This window comes from Bacteroides sp. QWL-09 (assembly GCF_058683585.1).
This window is the reverse complement of sequence record NZ_CM178748.1, coordinates 802,970-825,468: the sequence shown is the minus strand read 5'-3', so window position 1 is coordinate 825,468 and position 22,499 is coordinate 802,970. Positions and strand designations below refer to the sequence as shown.

Here is a 22,499-nt window from a genome sequence, read left to right as displayed (position 1 = left end):
AGACATTTTTTTGAAACCTGCAATAAAACATAAATATTTTTTTTATTAAAAATAGGGTTATACCGTTTAATGGGCTACATTTGCTTGCAAATCTATTAACCTAGAAATGCATAAATCTATTAACCTAGAAACACATGAAAGATACACCGATTAAAAAAGAATTAGTCGACCAAACCATTCGCGATTTTCAGCTTGTCGACTTTGGTAAAGCCACCATTCGTGAAGTGAAAGCCATCGCCTCAAAAGTTGAGCAGTTATCCGGCACAGAATTTATTAAAATGGAAATGGGTGTCCCCGGACTACCTCCATCTTCTGTAGGGGTCAAAGCTGAAATTGAGGCTCTCAATAGCGGAATAGCGAGTCTCTATCCCGACATCAACGGCATCCCTCAACTCAAACAAGCCGCATCGGATTTTGTCAAAGCATTCATCAATGTCGATGTTTCACCGGAAGGCTGCATTCCCGTTACCGGGTCGATGCAGGGCTCTTATGCTTCCTTCCTGACTTGTACGCAATGTACTGAGGAGAAAGACACGATCTTATTTATCGATCCGGGATTTCCCGTACAAAAACAGCAGTTGCGCGTCATGGGTAAGAAGTTCGAGACGTTCGACGTTTACGAATTCCGCGGCGATAAACTCAGAGAGCAATTGGAGAGCTATCTCAAACGAGGTAATATTGCAGCTTTGGTCTATTCCAATCCGAACAATCCGAGTTGGATCTGTCTAAAGGAGAACGAACTACAGATCATTGGTGAGCTTGCGACTCAATACGACACCATCGTCTTGGAGGATTTGGCTTATTTCGGCATGGATTTCCGAAAAGATCTGAGTCGCCCTTACCAAGCGCCTTACCAACCGTCTGTGGCTCATTACACCGACAACTACGCGCTTCTGATCTCCGGCTCCAAAGCCTTTAGTTATGCCGGACAACGAATTGGCGTCGTCTGCATCTCGAACACTTTATATCATCGCTCCTTCCCCGGGTTGACGCAACGTTACGGAAGTGGAACATTCGGCAGTGTCTTTGTTCAGAGAACTCTATATGCGCTATCATCGGGCACGAGTCATTCCGCACAATATGCTTTAGCAGCGATGTTCAAAGCAGCCACCGAAGGGAAATATAACTTCCTAGATGAAGTCAAAGTCTATGGCGAACGGGCGAAACGATTGAAAGAAATCTTCCTACGCCATGGGTTCTACTTGGTCTACGATAATGATTTAGGGGAACCGATTGCCGATGGATTCTATTTCACGATCGGCTATCCGGGCATGAGCAGCGGGGTCTTGAGTCAAGAACTGATGTATTATGGAGTGAGTGCCATCTCATTGGCCAACACGGGGAGTCATCAACAGGGACTCAGAGCATGTACGTCGTTCATCCAAGCCCATCAATACGATCTTTTGGAAGAACGAATGGCTCTATTTGCCGAGAATCACCCGATTCATTAACAGTTATCGTTTGGTACTTTTCATACCTCTAAAGCAAAAACCCCTAAGAAAATTAGGATAATTGAGTTTTAAATCATACATTAGAGGTATGAATATCGATACGAACCTATTCAAAATTAAAACGAATAACGTTTTACCGTCTCGAGGAAAGATCTTAATTTCAGAGCCTTTCCTCGCAGACAACATGTTTGGACGATCAGTCGTACTCCTCATCGATCATACCGATGATGGGAGCATGGGACTGATATTAAACAAGCCCTACCCCCTCTTTCTAAACGACCTCATTGATGATCTCACGCATTTGGATTTAATTCCATTGTACAAAGGTGGTCCAATGGCTCCGGACACGTTGTTCTACATCCATCGGTTATCCCACATCACGGGGGCACTCCCCATCGAGAAAGGGTTGTATCTAAATGGTAACTTTGAGGAAATCAAAAATTATCTGTTGGAAGGGAATCCGTCAAAAGGAGTGATCCGCTTTTTCTTAGGCTACTCCGGATGGGAAAGTCGGCAACTCAACAAAGAGTTGGAAGAAGACACGTGGTTGGTGTCGAGAAGTGAGCAAACTTTTCTGATGGATACTGATATCAAAGAGATTTGGAAGGAGGCGCTGATTAGCATGGGCAACAAGTACAAAGCTTGGGCACGCTTTCCTCAAGTCCCCTCCTTAAACTAATAATATTGAATAAATCCGGGGGCAATATAATCTAGGCTAATCTAGTTTAATCTAGGCTAATCTAGGACTTATCTGAAGCTAGTTGGGATAAGTAAAGAACTAGTCTTGACTAGTCAAGAATTGGTGAGGATTAGTCAAGAACTAATTAGAATTAGGCAGGACTATTCAAGAATTAGTTCGAATTAGGCAGGACTATTCAAGAATTAGTTCGAATTAGGCAGGACTAGTCTGAAACTAGCTAAAGTTAGTCAGGGATTAGTCTAAAATTGCTCAGGAACCAGTCAGGAACTAATCTTAAATAATTCAAGAATAATCCCGAATTGCATGCAATTAGACGCAACGCAACTATCGGGATTTATTATTATTCTCAATTAAAAGCTTACTTTGATTCGGTTGCCGAGTGAGTTTTCGTCATTCGAGGATTCTGGCATTGCATCAATACCGCATCCACATAAGTCTCCTCCAAGAAAAGCCAATCTTTGAGTATGCCGGATTGCTGAAACCCACACTGTTCGAAAAGGTGACGACTAGGCTGGTTTGTTACGGCAATAAAGGCACATAGTTGCTTCAATTTCAAGAAACGGAAAGCGTAGTCCATCAACAATCGAAGGGCTTCTACCCCATACCCTTTTCCTCGACAATCGGCACGTAAGGCAATGCCAACCGATGCTCGCGAATGCAACGGCACAAAATCGGTAATATCAATCGTACCAATCGTTGTTTGATCGGCCTGGCGCACAATCATCAGTCGTACTTGCTTATCGGCATACAAATCGTATGAGGTATCAAGGATGTATTGTCTGAGGACGTGTTTGGAATAAGGAACCGTAAAGCTGCTAATATCCCACATCTCCGGATCATTTTCCATATCGAACATGATATCAAGATCTTCAGGCTCTACAGCACGTAAAAAGATCAATTCACCATTTAAAAAAGAAGACTTCATCATCAATCTTTTATTTCATCTTTAATCTTAAAACTTTCATCTTTATAAATATTAAGTTCGGCACGAAGCTTTTTCTCGCTCGGCACACAGAACAGAGAAGCAGTCAGTGTGATCAACATGCAAAGCAATCCGGTACGACTTAATGTCAAATAATAACTCACTAAATTCATCAATAGAGGCACTCCCAAAAGGGCTAAGCGAATCAAGCTCCAGAAGGCATAACGCTTCAAAGCAACATCAATGGCAACTTCATCGATCTTCTTACGGAAGATGCGACTAAAAAGTTTAAGAGCCAGAGGAACACAGATCGCCGTGAAGAGAATACCTAATGTCTCCAACACATAACTCACCGTGACGTCATCGGCATACTGACCGACCGGTATCCATTCGGATTCACCGGCAATAATAATCATGATCGGCAACAACCAGAATAGACGATAACTCCAAATGATTCGTTGACTGGTTTGTTTTATTTCTCTTTCCATAGTATTCTGTACAGTTTTATATAATTTTGATACGAGGTTTATTTGATACGGGCTTTATTTGATACGGCGTTTATACGGGGGCTATACCACGTTAGGCAGTGCCATTAAAGAACTACATCATGTTATTAATGTACATGCCATATTTAATGTATATGGCGTTATTAAATGTACATAGCGTTATAAATGTATATGCCGCCAAATAACTACATGGTACCATTAACAACTACATGGTACCGTTAAACGGCGTACGGTTCACAATGCTTCGTCCCAAGGTTACCTCATCGGCATATTCCAACTCATCTCCCACAGAGATGCCACGGGCAATGACGCTGAGTTTCACCGCACTCTTCTCTAGCTTGCGATAGATATAAAAGTTGGTGGTATCCCCTTCCATCGTGGTACTTAAAGCGAGAATCACCTCCTTTACTTCTCCGCTTGTCACCCGTTGCACGAGGCTATCGATCTGCAAGTCGGAAGGACCGATACCATCCATCGGCGAGATCACCCCACCAAGGACGTGATACAATCCCTTAAACTGTTGGGTCGCCTCGACCGCCATCACATCACGGATATTCTCAACCACGCAGACCACCGAGGGATCGCGCTGAGGATTTCCGCAGATCTGACAAACATCGGTATCGGAGATGTTGTGACAAACACGACAGTATTTCACTTCACGTTTCAGCGTGATGACCGATTGTCCAAAAGATTCAACAGCCGAGGCCTCTTGACGTAACAAGTGCAAGACCAGTCGCATAGCTGTTTTCCGACCTATACCGGGCAATTTCGCAAATTCGCTGACTGCTTTTTCAAGTAATAAAGAAGGATATTGTTGATTCATCAATTTCTATTTTTTCAAACGCAAATATACAGATATTGTTTTAAGTCGTTCTTTCTTTTTTAAGGAAACTTTAAAAAATGTTCACCGAGATGATGCTCTTCGGTTTTGCAAAAGGAGGGTGTCGATCTCATAGAACGATCATCCTCTATCTTATAAAACGATCGTCTTTGGTCTTATAAAAGAATCTTTGGGGTTTCATAAAACGATCGTCTTTGGTTTCATAAAACGATCGCCTTCGATCTCATATTCAACAAGAAATATTACCTTTGCGACTATTATGGAAATTCTAATTACAATTGTTTGCTATTTCACTCTGCTTCTGATTATCGCCCATTTCACGGGGCGCAAGAGCCACTCAGACGCTGCCTTCTTCAAAGGGGAAAACAAATCACCTTGGTATGTCGTCGCTTTCGGCATGATCGGGGCCTCCATATCCGGAGTGACTTTCGTCTCGGTGCCCGGCATGGTTCGGTCGGCCGATCTGACGTATATGCAAACCGTCTTTGGCTTTTTCTTCGGCTATCTCGTGGTAGCCCATCTCCTCCTCCCACTCTATTACAAGCTCAACCTCACGAGTATCTATACCTATCTCGATCATCGCATCGGGAAACAGGCTTATCGGACGGGGTCACTATTTTTCCTTCTTTCCCGTCTGTTGGGAACGGCGGCAAAGATGTACTTGGTTTGCCTCATTCTGTATACTTATGTCTTCAGCAGCATGCACGTTCCGTTCTGGCTCATCGCTGTCGGTTCGGTCACCTTGGTGTGGATCTACACGCATAAGAGCGGCATCAAAACCATTGTGTGGACCGATACCTTACAGACCTTCTGTCTGATTGCAACGTTAATATACATCCTCATTTTCACATTCGAACAGTTGCAACTGAATGGCGATAATCTCGTGCAGACCATCGCTTCACATCCTCATAGTCGTATGTTTGTGTTCGACGATTGGGTGTCGAAACAGAACTTTTTCAAACAATTCTTGAGTGGAATCTTCATCGTGATTGTCATGACCGGACTCGATCAAGATATGATGCAAAAGAACTTAACGTGTAAGAACCTTAAAGAGGCACAAAAGAATATGTATTGTTATGGCTTCGCCTTTATCCCCCTCAATCTTCTCTTTCTGTGCTTAGGCGTTTTACTGCTGATCTTGGCTCAACAGATGAATCTGCAACTTCCCATGGCTAACGACGACATTCTACCTCTGTTTGCCACGCAAGGGCATCTCGGATCGATCGTCACCGTATTGTTCACCATCGGGATCATTGCCGCCTCGTTTAGCAACTCCGACTCGGCACTGACGGCGATGACGACGAGTGTGTGCATCGACTTGCTGGAAACCGATAAAAAGGAAGAAGCGAAAGCTCTTCGCTGGCGGAACCGGGTACACTTGGGGCTCTCCGCTTTACTGGCGTTATGCATCTGTCTGGTCAACCTCATCAACGATAAGAGCGTGATCGATACCATTTATATCATCGCCTCTTACACCTATGGCCCACTTCTTGGAATGTTCGCCTTCGGCCTGTTCACTCGTCGACAGACGGTGGATCGCCTAACCCCGATCATCGCTTTAGCAGCACCCGTGCTTTGCTACCTCATCGACTTTTGGGTCAGCCGTCAAACCGGTTACAAGTTCGGATACGAGCTCCTAATGCTCAATGGTGCGTTAACGTTCTTGGGGCTCTACCTCGCTTCTTTTAAAAAAAAAGAACTATCTTTGTCGCAATCGTAAAAAAAACGATAAAATAAACCTATGGATATTAAAAGCGCAGAATTTATCATAAGCAATACCGATGTCAAGAAATGCCCGAGTGGAAATTTTCCCGAATATGCTTTCATCGGACGCTCAAACGTTGGAAAATCGAGTCTAATCAACATGCTGACGGCTCGCAAAGGGTTGGCCATGACCTCTTCGACACCGGGAAAAACGATGTTGATCAACCACTTTATGGTCAACGAGAATTGGTATATTGTCGATCTTCCGGGTTACGGCTATGCTCGTCGCGGACAGAAGGGACAAAAACAAATCAAGAAAATCATCGAAGATTATATCTTAGAGCGGGAACAGATGACCAATCTGTTTGTGCTCATTGACAGCCGATTGGAGCCTCAACACATTGACCTGGAATTTATGGAATGGCTAGGCGAAAATGGCGTTCCGTTTTCAATCATCTTCACCAAAGCAGATAAGCTGACTAACAATCAAGTGCAATCGAGCATCAAGAAATATATTAAGAAGCTCAAAGAAAAATGGGACGAACTTCCTCCTTATTTCATCTCTTCATCGGAGAAGCGAATGGGCCGTGAGGAGATTTTGGGCTATATCGATCAGATCAATAAGGAGCTTTTTGCCTCTATTTAAGACATTTTATCCTATCTACAGAATAATTTTAGTAGAAATAGCTTAACTTTGGCGCTGTAAAATCAAAAGAAAAGAATATGAAAAAGATACTTTTTTTGTTCACCTTGCTCATTGCAAGCATCGGTTTCACCTCGGCACAAAATGTCGCTGAGATTAAATTCGACCAAACGACACACAATTTTGGAACGTTCTCTGAGAACAATCCGGTAGTGACTTGTACGTTCACCTTCACCAATATAGGCGATGCTCCTCTCGTTATTCACCAAGCGGTGGCTTCTTGCGGATGCACCGTTCCGGAATACACGAAAGAACCGTTGCTTCCGGGAAAGAAAGGAATCATTAAGGTGACTTACAATGGTACCGGAAAATACCCCGGTCACTTTAAAAAATCGATCACTTTACGCACTAACGCGAAGACTGAATTGATCCGTTTGTACATCGAAGGTGACATGAAAGCGAAAGACGCTAAATAATCGCAAAACATAACAAACAACATGAAGGAGAATCTTTTGATTCTCCTTTTTTTTTGCTTACTTTGAAAACTATTATTAAAATAAAACAAAATTAACAGTTCTAGTCGGAACATCATTCTAAAACCGAAGCATAATTCTAAAACCAAAACATAAACAATTAAAAACGTATGAAACAAGAACATGAAGACCCAATCGTCGGTCTACCCGAGAATGCGTTCAGAGAACTCAAACCGGGAGAAGTCTACAACCCTCTGATGAATCCTTCAAAAACCTATCCTGAAGTTAATTTCTGGTCGGTTTCATGGGGTATTGCTATGGCTATTCTTTTCTCTGCGGCTGCAGCCTACCTAGGATTAAAAGTCGGTCAAGTTTTCGAGGCGGCTATCCCTATTGCTATTATTGCAGTCGGCGTATCCGGTGCCGCTAAGCGCAAAAACGCTTTAGGCGAAAATGTGATTATACAATCGATTGGTGCTTGTTCCGGAGTGATCGTGGCCGGAGCGATCTTCACCCTTCCGGCGCTTTACATCTTACAAGCGAAGTACCCGGAAATGACGGTAACGTTCATGCAAGTTTTCATCAGTTCATTACTTGGAGGCGTTTTAGGTATCTTGTTTCTTATTCCTTTCCGTAAGTACTTTGTCAGCGACATGCACGGACAATATCCTTTCCCGGAAGCAACAGCCACCACACAAGTTCTCGTTTCGGGCGAAAAGAGCGGCAGTCAAGCTAAACCATTACTTATTGCCGGTTTGGTTGGTGGATTGTACGACTTTGTCGTAGCAACCTTTGGTTGGTGGAATGAAAACTTCACCACTCGCTTCTGCAGTATCGGTGAAACGATTGCCGAAAAGACGAAGTTGGTCTTCAAGGTCAACACCGGAGCAGCAGTTCTCGGATTGGGTTATATTGTCGGATTAAAATATGCTTCGATCATCTGTGCCGGTTCATTGGCCGTATGGTGGATCATCATTCCGGGGATGTCGGCCATTTGGGGAGACAGCGTGATCAACACTTGGAATCCGGAAATCACGCAAGCTGTGGGTATGATGAGTCCCGAAGATATCTTTAAATACTATGCAAAGAACATTGGTATCGGAGGTATTGCTATGGCAGGAATCATCGGAATCATTCGTTCATGGCCCATCATCAAAAGTGCTGTGGGACTTGCCGCACAAGAGATGAAAGGAAAGAATGACGTAGAGAAAGCCACGGTACGCACTCAACGCGATTTATCCATGAAGATCATCGCCATCGGTTCGATCATCACTCTTATTCTTGTCACTCTATTCTTCTATCTGGATGTGATGCAAGGCAACTTACTTCATACCATCGTAGCAATCGTCCTTGTTGCAGGAATCTCCTTCCTATTTACAACAGTTGCAGCCAATGCCATCGCGATTGTAGGAACAAACCCGGTATCGGGAATGACCTTGATGACGCTGATCTTAGCTTCTGTCGTTATGGTTGCCGTTGGCTTGAAAGGTCCTTCGGGAATGGTAGCCTCTCTCGTTATGGGTGGCGTGGTTTGTACCGCACTCTCTATGGCCGGCGGTTTCATCACCGACTTGAAAATCGGTTATTGGTTAGGAAGTACCCCGGCTAAACAGGAAACCTGGAAGTTCTTAGGAACGATTGTCTCTGCTGCAACAGTCGGCGGTGTCATGATCATCCTAAACAAAACTTATGGTTTCACTAGCGGAGCGTTAGCTGCTCCACAGGCAAATGCGATGGCAGCCGTTATCGAGCCTCTGATGAGCGGTGTCGGTGCCCCATGGTTATTGTATGCCATCGGAGCTGTTCTAGCTATCGTCTTAACGTTCTGTAAAATACCGGCTTTAGCCTTCGCTTTAGGTATGTTCATTCCTTTACAGTTGAACGTACCATTGGTAGTCGGCGGCGCCATCAACTGGTATGTCAGCGGTCGCAGTAAAGACAACCACCTCAACACGTTACGTAATGAGAAGGGTACGCTCCTAGCTTCAGGTTTCATCGCCGGAGGTGCATTAATGGGAGTGGTCAGTGCAGCAATGCGTTTCGGTGGCATCAACATGGTCAACGAGGCTTGGTTGAACAACACTTGGTCTGAAGTTCTTGCTCTTGGTGCTTATGTGATGCTGATCCTCTTCTTTATCAAGTCATCGATGAAAGTGAAATAAAGAGGTGATCGAAACCCTAGTTTATTAAGGATATTAAATCTAGGGCATTAAATCTAGGAAAAGATATTAAAATCATAAATTTTAAAGGAGCCATTTATATCTCATACGAAATATAAATGGCTCCTTCTTTATGACTTATTTGTTGGCGTCTGTTATCGTCTGATTGGTATCTAATATTGTTTGATTGCCGTCTGATTGGCGTTTAATCATCATCTGATTATCGTTTAATTATCGTATGATTGTGATTGTAATAGCCTATTACCTACAATTTATCTCTTTTATCGACCGACAACATTTATCTATCGGCTCAATCGGCAAGTTGTATTCTTATTGCCCGTTCCAACTGCTGTTTGACTTCCTCCATCGAGACCTCATGTCCCAGTTCTTGTTTCAAAGAAGTCACCCCCTTATCCATAAACCCACAAGGATTGATATAACTAAAATAGCGCAAATCGGTGTTGACGTTTAACGCCAATCCGTGCATAGTCACAAAGTGACTGCTTCGTACGCCAATGGCACAGATCTTACGTGCTCTCGGCGTATCGCCCTCTAGCCATACCCCTGTTGCTTTATCCAATCTTCCGGCCTCGATACCATACAGACGACAAACATCGATCACCGCCTCTTCCAGTTTATGGATATACGCTTTTAAGCCGAGATCGAACTCTTCCAGATTTAAGATCGGGTAACAAACCAATTGTCCGGGTCCATGATAGGTGATATCCCCTCCTCGATCGATATGGTATAAGGTTGCATCAATCTTAGTGAGTTGTTCATCGGAAAGCAACATGTTAGCGTCCTTCCCACTCCGTCCTAAGGTGTAAACATGCGGATGTTCACACATGATGATTCTATTTTCGTAAGGTTCATTATTCTGTTTCGCTCTAACCACTTGATCAAACCATTCCGTTTGTTTATCCCACGACTCGGCATAAGGAATCAAGTGCCAATCGATCATATTCATTTCCATAGTATTCTAGTATTATATTCGTCTATGACAACGAAAATACAGTTTTTTTTCGAACTACGACAGAGCAGATCGCATTAAATGAGACTTAGACTAAAAAAACAAGAGAGTGTAGTTCAAAAAATAATTTTGACACACCCTCTTCAATCATTTGGAATGATAAAATCTAAAGATTCAATTTTGTTTCATCTAGTTCATCAATCATATTTTCAGCATCCGTAATAGTGATAAGCCCATCATGAGCATATTTACTAATCACGCTTTTTCTTTTATTCAGCACCATACGGACGGTTCGTGCAGTAATTGCTTTTTTAAAGTTCACCGGGTGACGGCTTTCCAAACGGATCATAAATTTATCCGCTTCGCCCATGTTAAATCTAATCTCTTGAATGATGACTTTGATAGCATCCCGTTCCGCATCACTGAACACATTATGCGTTGCATAATCTTCAATTAACTTCAAACCGGCTTGTTGCTGCAGAATGAATCCACGCGTCAAGTCATAACGTCGAATAGTCTTTCCGGGGAAATAACGGTCTAAGAATTTACGGTACCACTCCGGAGCTGGGAAACCAAGAAGCATTGTCGGCTTCCTCAATTCTTCAAACAACTTACCCTGCTCACTCAGAGACAAATGTCCATCAGCGTCGTATAAATCATCGACTAAAGAAAGCAGTTTTCTTAGCGAACGACTATTGATAATTCCCTCGTTAAACAATTCCCAGCAATAGAGTTTCTCATGTCGCACACATCTCACCCTAAGGTCCGATATAAAGTCTATCTCATCGACTTTCTCCAAATTATTCAGATCCTCATGTTCCGGTAAGAAGTTTTTTACCACTTCCCAATCTGTTCCCTCAAGGTTCTTACGTTTCTTCAATTCATCGAAATAACGATCCATTTCATCCGTAAACTGTTTATGCACGCTCAGTCTCAACAACCGTCTAACCTTCGATTCATCGCGCAAGCCTAGTTTATCAATCATCCATCCGATAGTTGTCGCATTGATCAACAAGGTCAAAGTCACCACACCTCCGGTCAAGAACAAGATCTGTTGTCGCACCTCTTCCGGTATTTCTGTCGCATAACTCACCATCAAAGCCAACGTCAATCCGAGTGCTCCTCTTAATCCTCCCCAAGATAAAACCACCGATTCTCGAATGGAAAGGCCATATCCAAAACGTTTCAACAACGGATATAACATAATAATCATCAACCACCGGATCAGATTCAAACCGATATATAAGCAAGCCAAAACAACGAAGCTACTCCATGTGAAGTCTGTTTTTAAAGCAATCACCAAACCTACAATGATAAAGATCAATGTATTCCCCAGGTGAGCCGCAAGTTCCCAGAACTCCTGCATAAACGAGTTCACCCTCGGCTTTAATTTCAAACGTCCATAATAAGAGATCGCCAAACCAAAACAAACCAAGGCAATGATACCCGAAACATTCAGATAACTCTGAGCTAACAAGAAGACCAGATAAGCCGAGACGATGATCACACTACTTTGAATCATGACATCCCCATGGACTTTAGTAATAAAAGATAGGCAGAAGAAAGCCACTAAAGCTCCTAATATCGCTCCGCCGAACACCACAAAGAGAAAGTCCCCAAACGGTGAAGTCACAGGACCGGACGACGTATAGGTTCCAAAAAAGATCATGAATAGGACGATACCGGTACCATCATTTAGCATGGACTCGGCATCCACCAAAGTCGTAAAGCGCTTACTCGTATTCAGTTCCTTAAGCAAGGCAACCACGGCCACAGGGTCCGTCGCACTAATCAAAGCACCAAACATAAACGCATAGTTCCAATTCCATCCGGAATAACTTCCCACATACTTGTGCAAGACCACCATCAAAACGCCCGTGAGAACCATTGCAACCACCATTCCGGGGCCGGCCAACAAGGAAGCATTCGTTAAGTTCTTACGGAACATATGGACGTCCAGCTCATACGCCGCATCGAAAATCAAGATAGGAAGGAATAAATATAATATCAAATCCGGATCGGCGTTGCTAATCCCCTCTACAGATGTTTTGACCATATCCACAGAGTCGAACCACCCAAAACGCACCAAGAAACCGATTATCAATCCAAAAAGGAACAAACCCACCGTATAAGGAAAAGGGGTCTTTTTTAATAAATGCTTTAACACTCCACCGGCAATAAGACCTACTATGATAAAAATAAGTGGATAAATAATACTGTTTAATTCCATAAATAAGATATTATATATTACAAACTGTCAACTATCAAATTATGGCAGGGCATTCACGATCTCCCAATTCAGAGGAATGCGAAGTCATTTACTTGCAAAAATACAATTTAGAAACAATATACCAATTTAAAGCACAGCATTAATTAAAAAGAGCAGAATAAAGTTGACGACGATCAATTGACTCTCTCAGCCGAAGAGCCAAACCCAGTACCAATAAACAAAAAAAAGACGGGCTAAAATATTTCGATATTTTAGCCCGCATATTCTCGAGAATAACTCTACTTATTGTTTGTTCTTATACCAATCGGTATTCTTCTTGCCGAATGATTCTGCCCAAGTTGTAAATTTTGGATATTCACCAGGACCACCAATCTGTTCCTTTTCAGTCACAGGCTCAAAGTTCAAAACAGGAATATCGATTGCGAAGGGGAAACCTCCATCTTTATCCACATAGAAAGCATCGTCTAACGTTCCGGTTAAGGTCGGGTTAGCCCAAGACGTTGCACGTGTTTTAGGCAAATGTACCTCCGTTCTATTCTTAGCACCATCCTTATAGTTGATAACGATAAACGGATTGTAATCACGTTTATAAGTCACCTTATTAACCGACGAAGAGAACTCACGTACCACACGATAAGATTTATTTTGCCCGGCAACATCTTTCACATTAGGTAACACGATAATCTGATTCGTTTCCTCAACCTTATGCAAATTCGATTCTCCAAGATTTATAACTCCCAGAGAGCTGTTAATGACATAACCAAAAGCGTTGGCATTGAAAGCACTATTCACTTTATTCACCGGACGGAAAATATCTTCAATCTTCTTAATCTGATTCTTATTATTAAAGGTCACAATCGATTCGTACTCCACGATCACATCATTCATGTCATAATCTCCTCCGGTGGGCCATACGTCTTCGAAAGCCAATGTACCTTTAGTCTTTTCAGTCACTAGGATCTCGTTACCGGTTCCACCATCAATCACAGGAATATCAGGACTATCCGGATTAATCACCGCTTCGATCGGATCAGCTTCCACATAGAACAAGACATCTTCATAGCTCTTATCAGAGTTAGACAAATTGTTGTAAGCTTGATCTTCAAACCCAACAATAATCCGTTGAGACTTCTTATCGTATAGAGAGATACATCCCGGCTGTTGATTATAATTAGCCGACTGATTAGAGTAGATCGTAAAATTATTACCGTACGCCCATTTGATGCGTTCTTCAATCTTCGAAAGCCCACTCCAATAGTAAGTTCCACCATCATTAGGGAACATATTCGATACAATCATCCATCCAACGGTATACCCTGCCGGGAACACATCTGTTCCGGGCTCAGTACCATTTTCACCAAAGAATTGCAAACGTGTTTTTATCACGGCATCCGGCATACCGGAAGTCATACGCGGTAAAACGAAATACTTCGGAAGATTCTTGATCTGAGCGCCGCTAAGGTTAGAGTTCGTCTTATAATAATAATAAGCAATCGAGCTATGATAGTTCCCGTTATTATCAAGGAAAACAAGATCTAAATGTGCACCGCTAACCGGGTTTCCATTAGGCATTGTCGACTCAACAGTAATATTTACAGCCGATTCTGGAGCCACTAAAGCCGAATTATCCGTTTTCTGCAACGCATTATCAACACGACGCATTAACTCTCCCATCGTGCTTTCAGCTGTCAATCGCGTATTTGTCCTAACTGTAGTATACAATCCCGGAACCGACGAATTATAAGGTTGCCAATAATAACTTCCATTATACGGAGAATAATTATCATATAAGGAATAGAACTTATAGGTCGAACTGATCACTCGTGGCGTTTTACCAAGATCAACACGAGTAGTAGCCGCTGCACGAGTAGTCATGGCCGCAGATTCCTGTTGATTAAGATAAGCTGCCGTTCCATTTTCAATTGGTAACTTCAAGAGTCTTTTAACCCCTTTAGTTGGAGAATACACATATAGTGTATCTGCAGAACTAGGCACCTCTACATCTCCCGAAAAAGACGTATTGTCATCCGTAAACACTTTATAAATGGCGTCAATAGACTCATCTCTGACGAATTCCTCATTGAGGGGATTCTCTACGTATACCTCACATAAAGCCGAATATCCGTCAAATCCATAATCCAGATTTAGTTTAACCGTCTTTCTTGTAGAAAAGTCGAAATAATCGCTTTCTACTTTGTCTTCAGGCTTCTGATAATAATTCTCTTCTTTAACGCACGACTGCACAAGAAACGCAGCCAGCATAAAAAATAGTAGTCTTACTAAAGAGTTCTTTCTCATAATTTTATAATCAAATTTGATACTGAGTACAAAGTTAGATAAAAAACAATAAAAAGAAATTAGTATACACCTTTTTTTTACAGCATTCTACCATTTTAACATTTTAGGCAAAAATTTGAATCATTTCTAAACCAGCAAACAAATCATCTAAATCGATAAAAGCCAGCTTTTACACTTTAAAAAGCATTGCTTTGTGCGAAATTAGCGAGCCATATCGGCCATAAATAGATGAATAGTATTACATTTGTTCTTTCGAACATCAGAGTTGCCCCGTCATCAATCAATTAACAGTTAAATTCTTCTTTAATATGGATACTAAAGCCTATATACACGACAGTAGCTTCGAACAAGTTGATTACACCACACAACCCTTAGTCGAAGGAGAATACGAGAACTGTGTCTTTAAAAATTGTAATTTTCACGAGCAAAATCTCTCCGAGTTTCAATTCATCGACTGCCAGTTCATCGATTGCGATCTCAGTCTAGCCAAGCTCAATGGAACCACCTTTAGAGAGGTCGACTTCAACAACTGCAAACTGCTGGGATTACTCTTCACCGATTGTCATCCTTTCGGTCTCTCCTTCTCTTTCCGGCACTGCATCTTGAACTACTCCTCGTTCTACAACCTTAAAATAAGGAAGACCACTTTCGACCATTCACAGTTTGAAGAGGTCGACTTCACCGAAAGCGATCTCACCGCTTCAAAGTTCATTGAATGCAATCTGAATCGCTCCACATTCGATCACACCATTCTCGAGAAAGTCGATTTTCGGACTTCCCACTATTATTCGATCGATCCGGAACGCAATAGAATACGAAAAGCCAAGTTCTCGATACCCGATATCGTGGGACTTTTAGATAAATATGATATTGAGATCACACCTTAATCCTTCGATCAATCTTTAATTGTAGAATGATTCTTGACGCTTTACAACGTCTATCATTAAATAAAGTATAAAAAAGTGGCGCACATCATTTTTCAATGAGACCCAAGAAACAATTAAAAAAACAAAAATCAATATAAGAAACTGATTATGGATCAATTACATTTAAACTTAGATGAAAAATCAGAAGCAATGCAATGGGCTAACAATCAAGCAAATAAAGTTGGAGCAAGAGAACATGGCAGAAAAGGGTAAAAAACACATTTCATTTGATACGACTTGTGAAGCTAATGGTTGCCATGTAATAGAAAATGTAGACTTATCTTCAATAAAAAAACAAAAATTCCACTCAAATCAAGATCTCAGTTAATATAAATTACCCTTCAACAGGAAAACCGTGTGAATTATATCAGATCTAATCAAAACCAATCAGAAAACAATGCTCTAGAAAAGCGACTATTAACTTTTCTAGAGCATTATTTTCAGATAATCGCAGACTAGTATTCGCCAACACCACCATTAAAATAGTTTCAAATCCAACTAGAAGTAAGGTATTAAAAGCTATTCTTTTATTTTTTCAAAAAAAATGTCAAAATCGAACAAGATTAGTGATTTTTCATACATTTGTGCTACAAATAGAAACAAACATCTTTAAACAACACATTATTATGAATCAGAAAAAGAATTTAGCTTTAGTTGCATTGCTTGCTATTCATTTAGTTGCAAATGCATCGACAATCACCTTTAAAGCCAAAAACGCCGGTGATAACAGTCGTAGCGCCCTCATGTTCCCTTCATCACCACAACCTCAGCCACTCGCATTCAACGCAGAAGGCCAGGCACAGTACGAGTTCAACGAAAGTTCTCCTCAATACGTCAAATTCTATTTTGGAAAGAGCCGGACTCCCAAATTATTATATCTTGATTCAACAAAAGACCTGACCGTTTCATTCGATGCGCAAGCCATGGATTCCACCATTCAGTTTATCGGATCCACCAGTCAGATCAATGCCTATTTGAATGGCGGGGAACTAAAATCCCTCTCATACAAAGATTGCAATATTCCCGAAGCGGATTTTATGAAGAAGACCGACGACGTCTACAATAGCAACTGTGCTGTTCTAGCTAAATACCGGCTCGATCCAAGCTTTGTCAAATTGGAAACCGCTCGTTTGAAATATTCCACTTATGAAGCCTTGCTCAATTTTCCGAGAGCTTACCAATACATGACGAAAGATGCCGCCTATCAGCCTAGTCAAGCCTTCTACGACAAAGTCAAATCCTTATATGTAGAAGATGCTGCTTTACTCACGCTTCCGGAGTATCAATCGTTCCTCCAAAGCTACATCTATGCAGTGATGCCGACACCGACTGCCGACAATGCCGATAACTTTACGGTAAGCATGTTGGAATACATCGATGCTCAGATCAAAGATTCGGCCATTAAAGAATTTTTGGTTTATAACCTTGTAAAAGAGACCATCTCATACAACGGTTTAGAGAACAGCGACAAGCTGCTGGAAATCTTCCATAAAAATGTAACCGCCCCTACTAAGGTCGACGAAATCAAAGCCCTTTGTGCTAAATGGGAGCCTCTCAAACCGGGGAACCTCTCACCTAGTTTCACTTGCCAGGACATCAACGGAAAAACCGTTTCTCTAGCCGATCTCAAAGGAAAATTCATCTATATCGACGTATGGGCAACTTGGTGTGGTCCTTGCCGTGGCGAACTTCCTCACTTGAAGAAATTAGAGAAAGAATATGGTGAGAAAGACATCTGCTTCGTGAGCATCTCGTGCGACAAGAACAAGAAAGCTTGGGAAACCATGGTGGCTAAAGAAGAACTTAAAGGTGTACAGCTCATCTTCGGTGAAGACGACAGCTTCTCTAAGCAATACATGATCACCGGCATTCCACGTTTCATTCTTCTCGATCGTGAAGGAAAGATTCTGAAAGCCAATGCTCCTCGCCCCTCTTCACCGGCGACTGCTAAATTGTTCGATGAACTTTTGACGAAGTAATCCGACTTCTTTGGTCAAACCGATCATCGATATAAGCATCCCGAATAAAAAAAACCACGAGATATCATCTATCGTATCTCGTGGTTTTCAGTTTTAGATCACCCCACCCGTTCGAGTGGCCGCCCTCAGGCCAATCAATTAAAACCGATACTTCAATCCGCAAGTCACCACCTGCGTCTCATAGTAGTTTGCCTTATGCATCGTAAACTCTTGTCCGTCGACCGTCTGTTTCATTTGGAACGTATTCAGCAGATCCGTAGCCGACAAAGAAAACTCCAGTCTGCCGTCAAGGGCTTTTTTACGCAATCCGATGTCAAGCGATCCCCGTCCATCGATCACCCCTTGCGGTATCACATCCTTCGCATAATAGATGTACGCCCCTTGCACATCGAGACTCTGAGTCACCTTCAACGACGTGTTCAGTTTCACATTCCACGTATTCCCCTTCGTTTCTTCAAAAGAGAACGACTGTTTGGTCGGATAAAGAATCTCACCATCAAAAGCTCCGATCACATTCTTATACCAGTTGAACCCGGCATTAACGTTCCACTTCTTGGTGATTTGCTGTTCGAGCACAACCTCCAATCCGTAGTTCTTTCCACGACCCAAGTTCTGAGTCACCCCGTTTAAAACATCCCATTGATAGGGGTCGCGGACATAAACACGTGTAAACGGATCCCAGATCGTCTTATAATATCCCGCCAAGAACAGGCTTCCACTATTCCAAGAAGCCTTATAAGCCATCTCCATCACCTCAGTAAACTGTGGTTTCAAATAAGGATTTCCCGTTTTCAAGATTTCAGGATCATCATATTTCGGGAAAGGTCTTAAGTCAAACTCTCCGGGACGATCCACTCTCCGATTATAGAACAGAGAAATCTTATGTGCATCGGTCAGGCGGAAAGAGATCCTCACATTGGGGAACAAATTCAACCGAGTGTCCGCACGTTCACTTTTATAATATTGATTCATCGGATCCACTCGATAGTCCGTCACAGCCTTCTCGGCACGCACTCCCGCTTCGACATCCACATATTTCGATTCAAAGACATAATTGGCATACCAAGCATAGATATCCTCCTGATAGTCCGACCATCGTCCCAAGTTGGGATCCAGAATCGAGTTCTCACCCGGGAACAAGTTGTAAGTGATCGGGATAGAACGCCATTGCATCTTAGTACCCGCTTCAAGGCGACCGTTAAACAACGGCTTCACATAATCCACTTTCAGTGCGGCAATCTTCTCTTTAGCCACAAGTCTCGTCTCGTCGGTCGAATTTCTAAACTCGCTCAAGTCCGTGAATGGGAACACCTCGTCCTCCACCCCATGCGTATAAAGAAATGACGCCTCCAAGACATGTCCGGCTTGAGCAAACTGATGCTTATAAGCCGCCTGATAATTCATCGCCCAAGTGCGTTCATCCTCAGCCCACGTCCAGAATCGCTTACGTCCCCCTCCGTCGAGATAATCATAAGGCACATGTCCCCGATCGATGTGATATTCATCCTCAAACAAGGCAAAGAAAGTCAGCTGATCATTCTTTCCCATCCACCAATCCAATCCGAGTTTAACCGTGTATTGTTGTTGCTCACGGTTCTCGAGGAACTGGGACAACAGATCGCGACTCCCATTCGTATATCGACGAGTGGTGAACTCATTCGAGTTGACCTTCTTCCGGAACATAGCATCCGATTGCAAGAACAAATTAATCTTATTGGTCCGGTAGTTCAGATTCACACTCGGACTATATTTCGGTGTAAACGAATATTTATCCATGATATCCGGCAGATTATCCTTTCGTTTGGTCAGCTCTCCCAAGCCAAAGTTAAATCCGGCTTCACCGTTTAGCCCCTCCTTCTTTTCCTCCTTATAGATGATGTTGATGATCCCCGCCATACCTTGGGCATCGTACTTCGCCGACGGGTTATTGATCACCTCAATACGATCCACATGCGCGGCAGAGATATTATCCAATCCCTTCTGGTTGCCAAATCCCGTTAAAGACGACTGTTGTCCGTCGATCAGCACCACCACCTTGTCACTGCCCCTAAGGAGCACCTTTCCCTCTCGGTCGACCGTCACCCCGGGCAAGTTACGCATCACTTCAAGTACCGAACCGCCGGCCTGAGCAATGTTATCCACTACATTGAACGTTTTCTTTTCCAGCTTCCCCGAAACCATGTTAGCCTGTCCCTCGACCACCACTTCACCAATCGAAGCCACCTCTTCCGAGACCGGTATAGTCCCCATATCGTAAATATGGTTCACCTCACCGATATTTACCTTCAGACTATCAGTACGATAGCCCACACATGAGAACCTAAACCGATAGCTCCCCTTTTTAAGATCATTCACGGTAAACCGTCCATGGGTATTCGTTACCACACCCCTCACAAAGGTACCGGCATGATTCACAACTGCGATAGAAACATATTCCAGCGGAGATTTAGATGTTTTGTCGATCACTCTGCCGGAAACCACCGACTGACCATAAACGGTCGTGCACCATCCGCAGAGCATAAGAATAATAAATAAATGCGTTTTCATTTTATATAAGATGTTGAATTTGTATTGATCCTTTCATTTGGACATGAGAGATCCGTGCAAGAGATTACCCCTCACAACAGAGATAAAGAAAGGTCCGTCACGGGAATTTATCCAGTAGACAACCCAAAAGAATAAAAAGTCGGCATTTGCCACAAACGTCGATAAAAAGCCGACACAACTCACGATCCATAATCCTTTAAGATTAGAATGACGTAGGAGCCATCAGCTTGTTTGCGGTTTCAGGGAGGTTCCATTCCCTATATTAAGAGACTACAAAAGTAGCCTTTTTTTTTCAAAAAGAAACGAGAAGATTCGCAATCCAAATCATTTTTCTGTTAAATACATTAAAAAAACGACTTCTTTTCGGGGGGATCTCGCTAGTGATCTGTATTAATAAGTGTAGACAGAAAATAAATCTATTATGAAACCACTTCTTTATCTTCTAAGTAGCGCAACTGCACTTTCGGCATTCGCCCAAAAGAGTCCCGATCGTTCGAAAAAAGTTGCCGACAAAACTCATCCGAATGTAGTCGTCATTGTAGCCGACGACCTAGGATATGGTGACCTGAGTTGTTATGGTGCCAAACGGTTACAAACTCCGGGGATGGATCGCATCGCCAACGAAGGCATTCGCTTCACGCAAGGCTATTGCACGGCCGCCACATCGACGCCGAGCCGTTACTCCCTCCTCACCGGTTGCTACCCCTGGTCGAACCCCCAAGCGCGCATTCTTCCGGGTAATGCTGCACTGATCATCGACACTCAAGCCATCACCCTACCTAAAGTCATGCAACGAGCAGGCTACGTCACCGGCACCATCGGCAAATGGCATTTGGGGTTGGGCAACGGATCGATCGACTGGAACCGCCCCGTCTATCCCGGAGCTTCGGAAGTCGGATACGACTACTCCTTCGTCCAAGCGGCCACCAACGACCGTGTCCCGTGTGTCTTCCTCGAAAACAATGCAGTGATCGGATTAGATCCGGCCGATCCCCTCTATGTCAACTACCGGAAAAACTTCGAAGGTGAACCCACCGGAGCCGATCACCCGGAACTCTTACGCATGCATCCCAGTGTAGGACATGCCGGATCCATCGTCAACGGTGTGCCCCGTATCGGATTCCAGAAGGGGGGCAAGTCCGCTTTATGGCGCGACGAAGATATGGCCGAGCTCTTCCTGCGCAAAGCCCAACAGTTTGTCGAGACCCATCAAGACCAACCTTTCTTCCTCTACTACGGGCTACACCAGCCTCATGTGCCCCGCGTTCCCAACGAACGCTTCGTGGGTAAGTCGGGTATGGGACCTCGTGGAGATGTGATTCTCGAAGCCGACTGGTGCGTCGATGAGTTTTTAAAGACCCTCGACCGGTTGGGACTAACCGAGAACACCATTGTCATCTTTACGAGCGATAACGGTCCGGTACTCGACGACGGTTACCAAGATCAAGCCGAAGAGCTCGTTGGTGACCATCGTCCGGCAGGCGAACTACGCGGTTGGAAGACCACCCTCTACGAAGGTGGCACACGCATCCCTTTCATGCTCCGTTGGCCGGCTAAAGTCAAGCCACAGACCTCCGATCGTATGGTCTGCCAGATGGACCTCTTAGCCTCGTTCGCCCATTTCTTAAAAGTGCCCTATACTGAAACACTCGACAGTCAAAACACCTTCAAGACCTTCCTCGGACAGAAAGGCAAGGGACGTGAAGCGCTCGTCATCGAAGGATATTCCAATTACGCCTACCGCGAAGGCGACTGGGCATTGATTCCCCCACACGGCAAGACGAAACACTACGAGCTCTACAACCTATCCGATGATCTCGGTCAGCACCTCAATGTGGCCGACCAGCATCCTCAGATTCTGAAACGTCTCATCGATCGTTTCGAGTATATCAGCCGTCACACGAACAAACAGACAAAATAAATTTCAGACTGATCGGCCAAACAGTAGAACAGATGCGTTTTTAACCGACTAACATCTGATCATTTTCATCTAACAAAAAATCGGTTGAATCTTCTTATAAGATTCAACCGATTTTAGTTTTCACAGTCCACAGCCACTTCACAGATTCGACTGCGCCAAACACCTATCTCATGTTATCAAGTCGTACTGTCGTTAAAAAGCTCTTATTCAATTCTGCGATCTGTAGCAT

At 43.2% G+C, this 22,499-nt stretch carries 16 protein-coding genes and 1 riboswitch; of the genes, 9 read left to right on the top strand and 7 right to left on the bottom strand.

Translation table 11 applies throughout. The annotated features are described in order from the left end of the window. The first annotated feature begins 134 nt into the window (after positions 1-134). A complete protein-coding gene (locus tag AC4PG5_RS03235; RefSeq protein ID WP_492030023.1) occupies positions 135-1,451 on the top strand; it encodes an aminotransferase class I/II-fold pyridoxal phosphate-dependent enzyme in 1,317 nt (438 codons plus the stop codon). Positions 1,452-1,539: 88 nt separating this feature from the next. After that, positions 1,540-2,130 (top strand): YqgE/AlgH family protein, encoded by a 591-nt coding sequence (locus tag AC4PG5_RS03230; protein WP_492030022.1) that lies wholly within the window; start codon positions 1,540-1,542, stop codon positions 2,128-2,130. Between the two features lie 379 nt (positions 2,131-2,509). Here AC4PG5_RS03230 and AC4PG5_RS03225 read toward each other — a convergent pair whose 3' ends face one another. The 3 genes from AC4PG5_RS03225 to recR form a co-directional block, all read right to left on the bottom strand. Next, a complete protein-coding gene (locus tag AC4PG5_RS03225; RefSeq protein ID WP_492030672.1) occupies positions 2,510-3,076 on the bottom strand; it encodes a GNAT family N-acetyltransferase in 567 nt (188 codons plus the stop codon). Positions 3,077-3,078: 2 nt separating this feature from the next. Then, entirely contained in the window at positions 3,079-3,561 is a 483-nt protein-coding gene (locus AC4PG5_RS03220; protein ID WP_492030021.1) for a hypothetical protein, read from the bottom strand. A 223-nt stretch (positions 3,562-3,784) separates the two neighbouring features. Further along, a complete protein-coding gene (gene recR / locus AC4PG5_RS03215) occupies positions 3,785-4,402 on the bottom strand; it encodes a recombination mediator RecR (protein WP_492030020.1) in 618 nt (205 codons plus the stop codon). Positions 4,403-4,679: 277 nt separating this feature from the next. Here recR and AC4PG5_RS03210 point away from each other — a divergent pair, with 277 nt between their 5' ends. The 4 genes from AC4PG5_RS03210 (at position 4,680) to AC4PG5_RS03195 (ending at position 9,402) form a co-directional block, all read left to right on the top strand. Then, positions 4,680-6,140 carry a sodium:solute symporter gene (locus AC4PG5_RS03210; protein WP_492030019.1) on the top strand — a complete coding sequence of 487 codons (1,461 nt, stop codon included), beginning with the start codon at positions 4,680-4,682 and terminating at the stop codon, positions 6,138-6,140. Between the two features lie 21 nt (positions 6,141-6,161). After that, a complete protein-coding gene (yihA, locus tag AC4PG5_RS03205) occupies positions 6,162-6,770 on the top strand; it encodes a ribosome biogenesis GTP-binding protein YihA/YsxC (protein WP_492030018.1) in 609 nt (202 codons plus the stop codon). Positions 6,771-6,847: 77 nt separating this feature from the next. Continuing rightward, positions 6,848-7,243: a DUF1573 domain-containing protein gene (locus tag AC4PG5_RS03200; RefSeq protein WP_492030017.1), complete on the top strand. Its 396-nt coding sequence runs from the start codon at positions 6,848-6,850 to the stop codon at positions 7,241-7,243. 167 nt (positions 7,244-7,410) lie between these two features. Beyond that, positions 7,411-9,402 (top strand): OPT family oligopeptide transporter, encoded by a 1,992-nt coding sequence (locus AC4PG5_RS03195; RefSeq protein ID WP_492030016.1) that lies wholly within the window; start codon positions 7,411-7,413, stop codon positions 9,400-9,402. A 307-nt stretch (positions 9,403-9,709) separates the two neighbouring features. Here the strand turns inward: AC4PG5_RS03195 and lipB are convergent, their stop codons facing one another. The 3 genes from lipB to AC4PG5_RS03180 all read right to left on the bottom strand — a co-directional run bounded on the left by lipB (position 9,710) and on the right by AC4PG5_RS03180 (position 14,897). Continuing rightward, positions 9,710-10,372, bottom strand: a complete 663-nt coding sequence (gene lipB, locus AC4PG5_RS03190) for a lipoyl(octanoyl) transferase LipB (RefSeq protein WP_492030015.1) — start codon at positions 10,370-10,372, stop codon at positions 9,710-9,712. Between the two features lie 163 nt (positions 10,373-10,535). Then, positions 10,536-12,599: a cation:proton antiporter domain-containing protein gene (locus AC4PG5_RS03185; RefSeq protein ID WP_492030014.1), complete on the bottom strand. Its 2,064-nt coding sequence runs from the start codon at positions 12,597-12,599 to the stop codon at positions 10,536-10,538. Positions 12,600-12,881: 282 nt separating this feature from the next. Continuing rightward, positions 12,882-14,897: an LruC domain-containing protein gene (locus AC4PG5_RS03180; RefSeq protein WP_492030013.1), complete on the bottom strand. Its 2,016-nt coding sequence runs from the start codon at positions 14,895-14,897 to the stop codon at positions 12,882-12,884. 308 nt (positions 14,898-15,205) lie between these two features. On the opposite strand from AC4PG5_RS03180, the gene AC4PG5_RS03175 reads away from it, so the two are divergent. Together AC4PG5_RS03175 and AC4PG5_RS03170 are read left to right on the top strand one after the other, a co-directional pair. Next, positions 15,206-15,784, top strand: a complete 579-nt coding sequence (locus tag AC4PG5_RS03175; protein ID WP_492030012.1) for a pentapeptide repeat-containing protein — start codon at positions 15,206-15,208, stop codon at positions 15,782-15,784. A gap of 665 nt (positions 15,785-16,449) precedes the next feature. Further along, positions 16,450-17,802, top strand: coding sequence for a TlpA family protein disulfide reductase (locus AC4PG5_RS03170; RefSeq protein ID WP_492030011.1), 1,353 nt, complete (start codon positions 16,450-16,452; stop codon positions 17,800-17,802). A 138-nt stretch (positions 17,803-17,940) separates the two neighbouring features. Here the strand turns inward: AC4PG5_RS03170 and AC4PG5_RS03165 are convergent, their stop codons facing one another. Further along, the gene (locus tag AC4PG5_RS03165; protein ID WP_492030010.1) at positions 17,941-20,349 is read right to left on the bottom strand and encodes a TonB-dependent receptor; all 2,409 of its coding nucleotides are present in this window, start codon (positions 20,347-20,349) and stop codon (positions 17,941-17,943) included. A gap of 206 nt (positions 20,350-20,555) precedes the next feature. Further along, positions 20,556-20,616, bottom strand: a riboswitch (Fluoride riboswitch). A 154-nt stretch (positions 20,617-20,770) separates the two neighbouring features. On the opposite strand from AC4PG5_RS03165, the gene AC4PG5_RS03160 reads away from it, so the two are divergent. Continuing rightward, positions 20,771-22,270 carry a sulfatase-like hydrolase/transferase gene (locus AC4PG5_RS03160; RefSeq protein WP_492030009.1) on the top strand — a complete coding sequence of 500 codons (1,500 nt, stop codon included), beginning with the start codon at positions 20,771-20,773 and terminating at the stop codon, positions 22,268-22,270. The last annotated feature ends 229 nt before the right edge of the window (positions 22,271-22,499 follow it).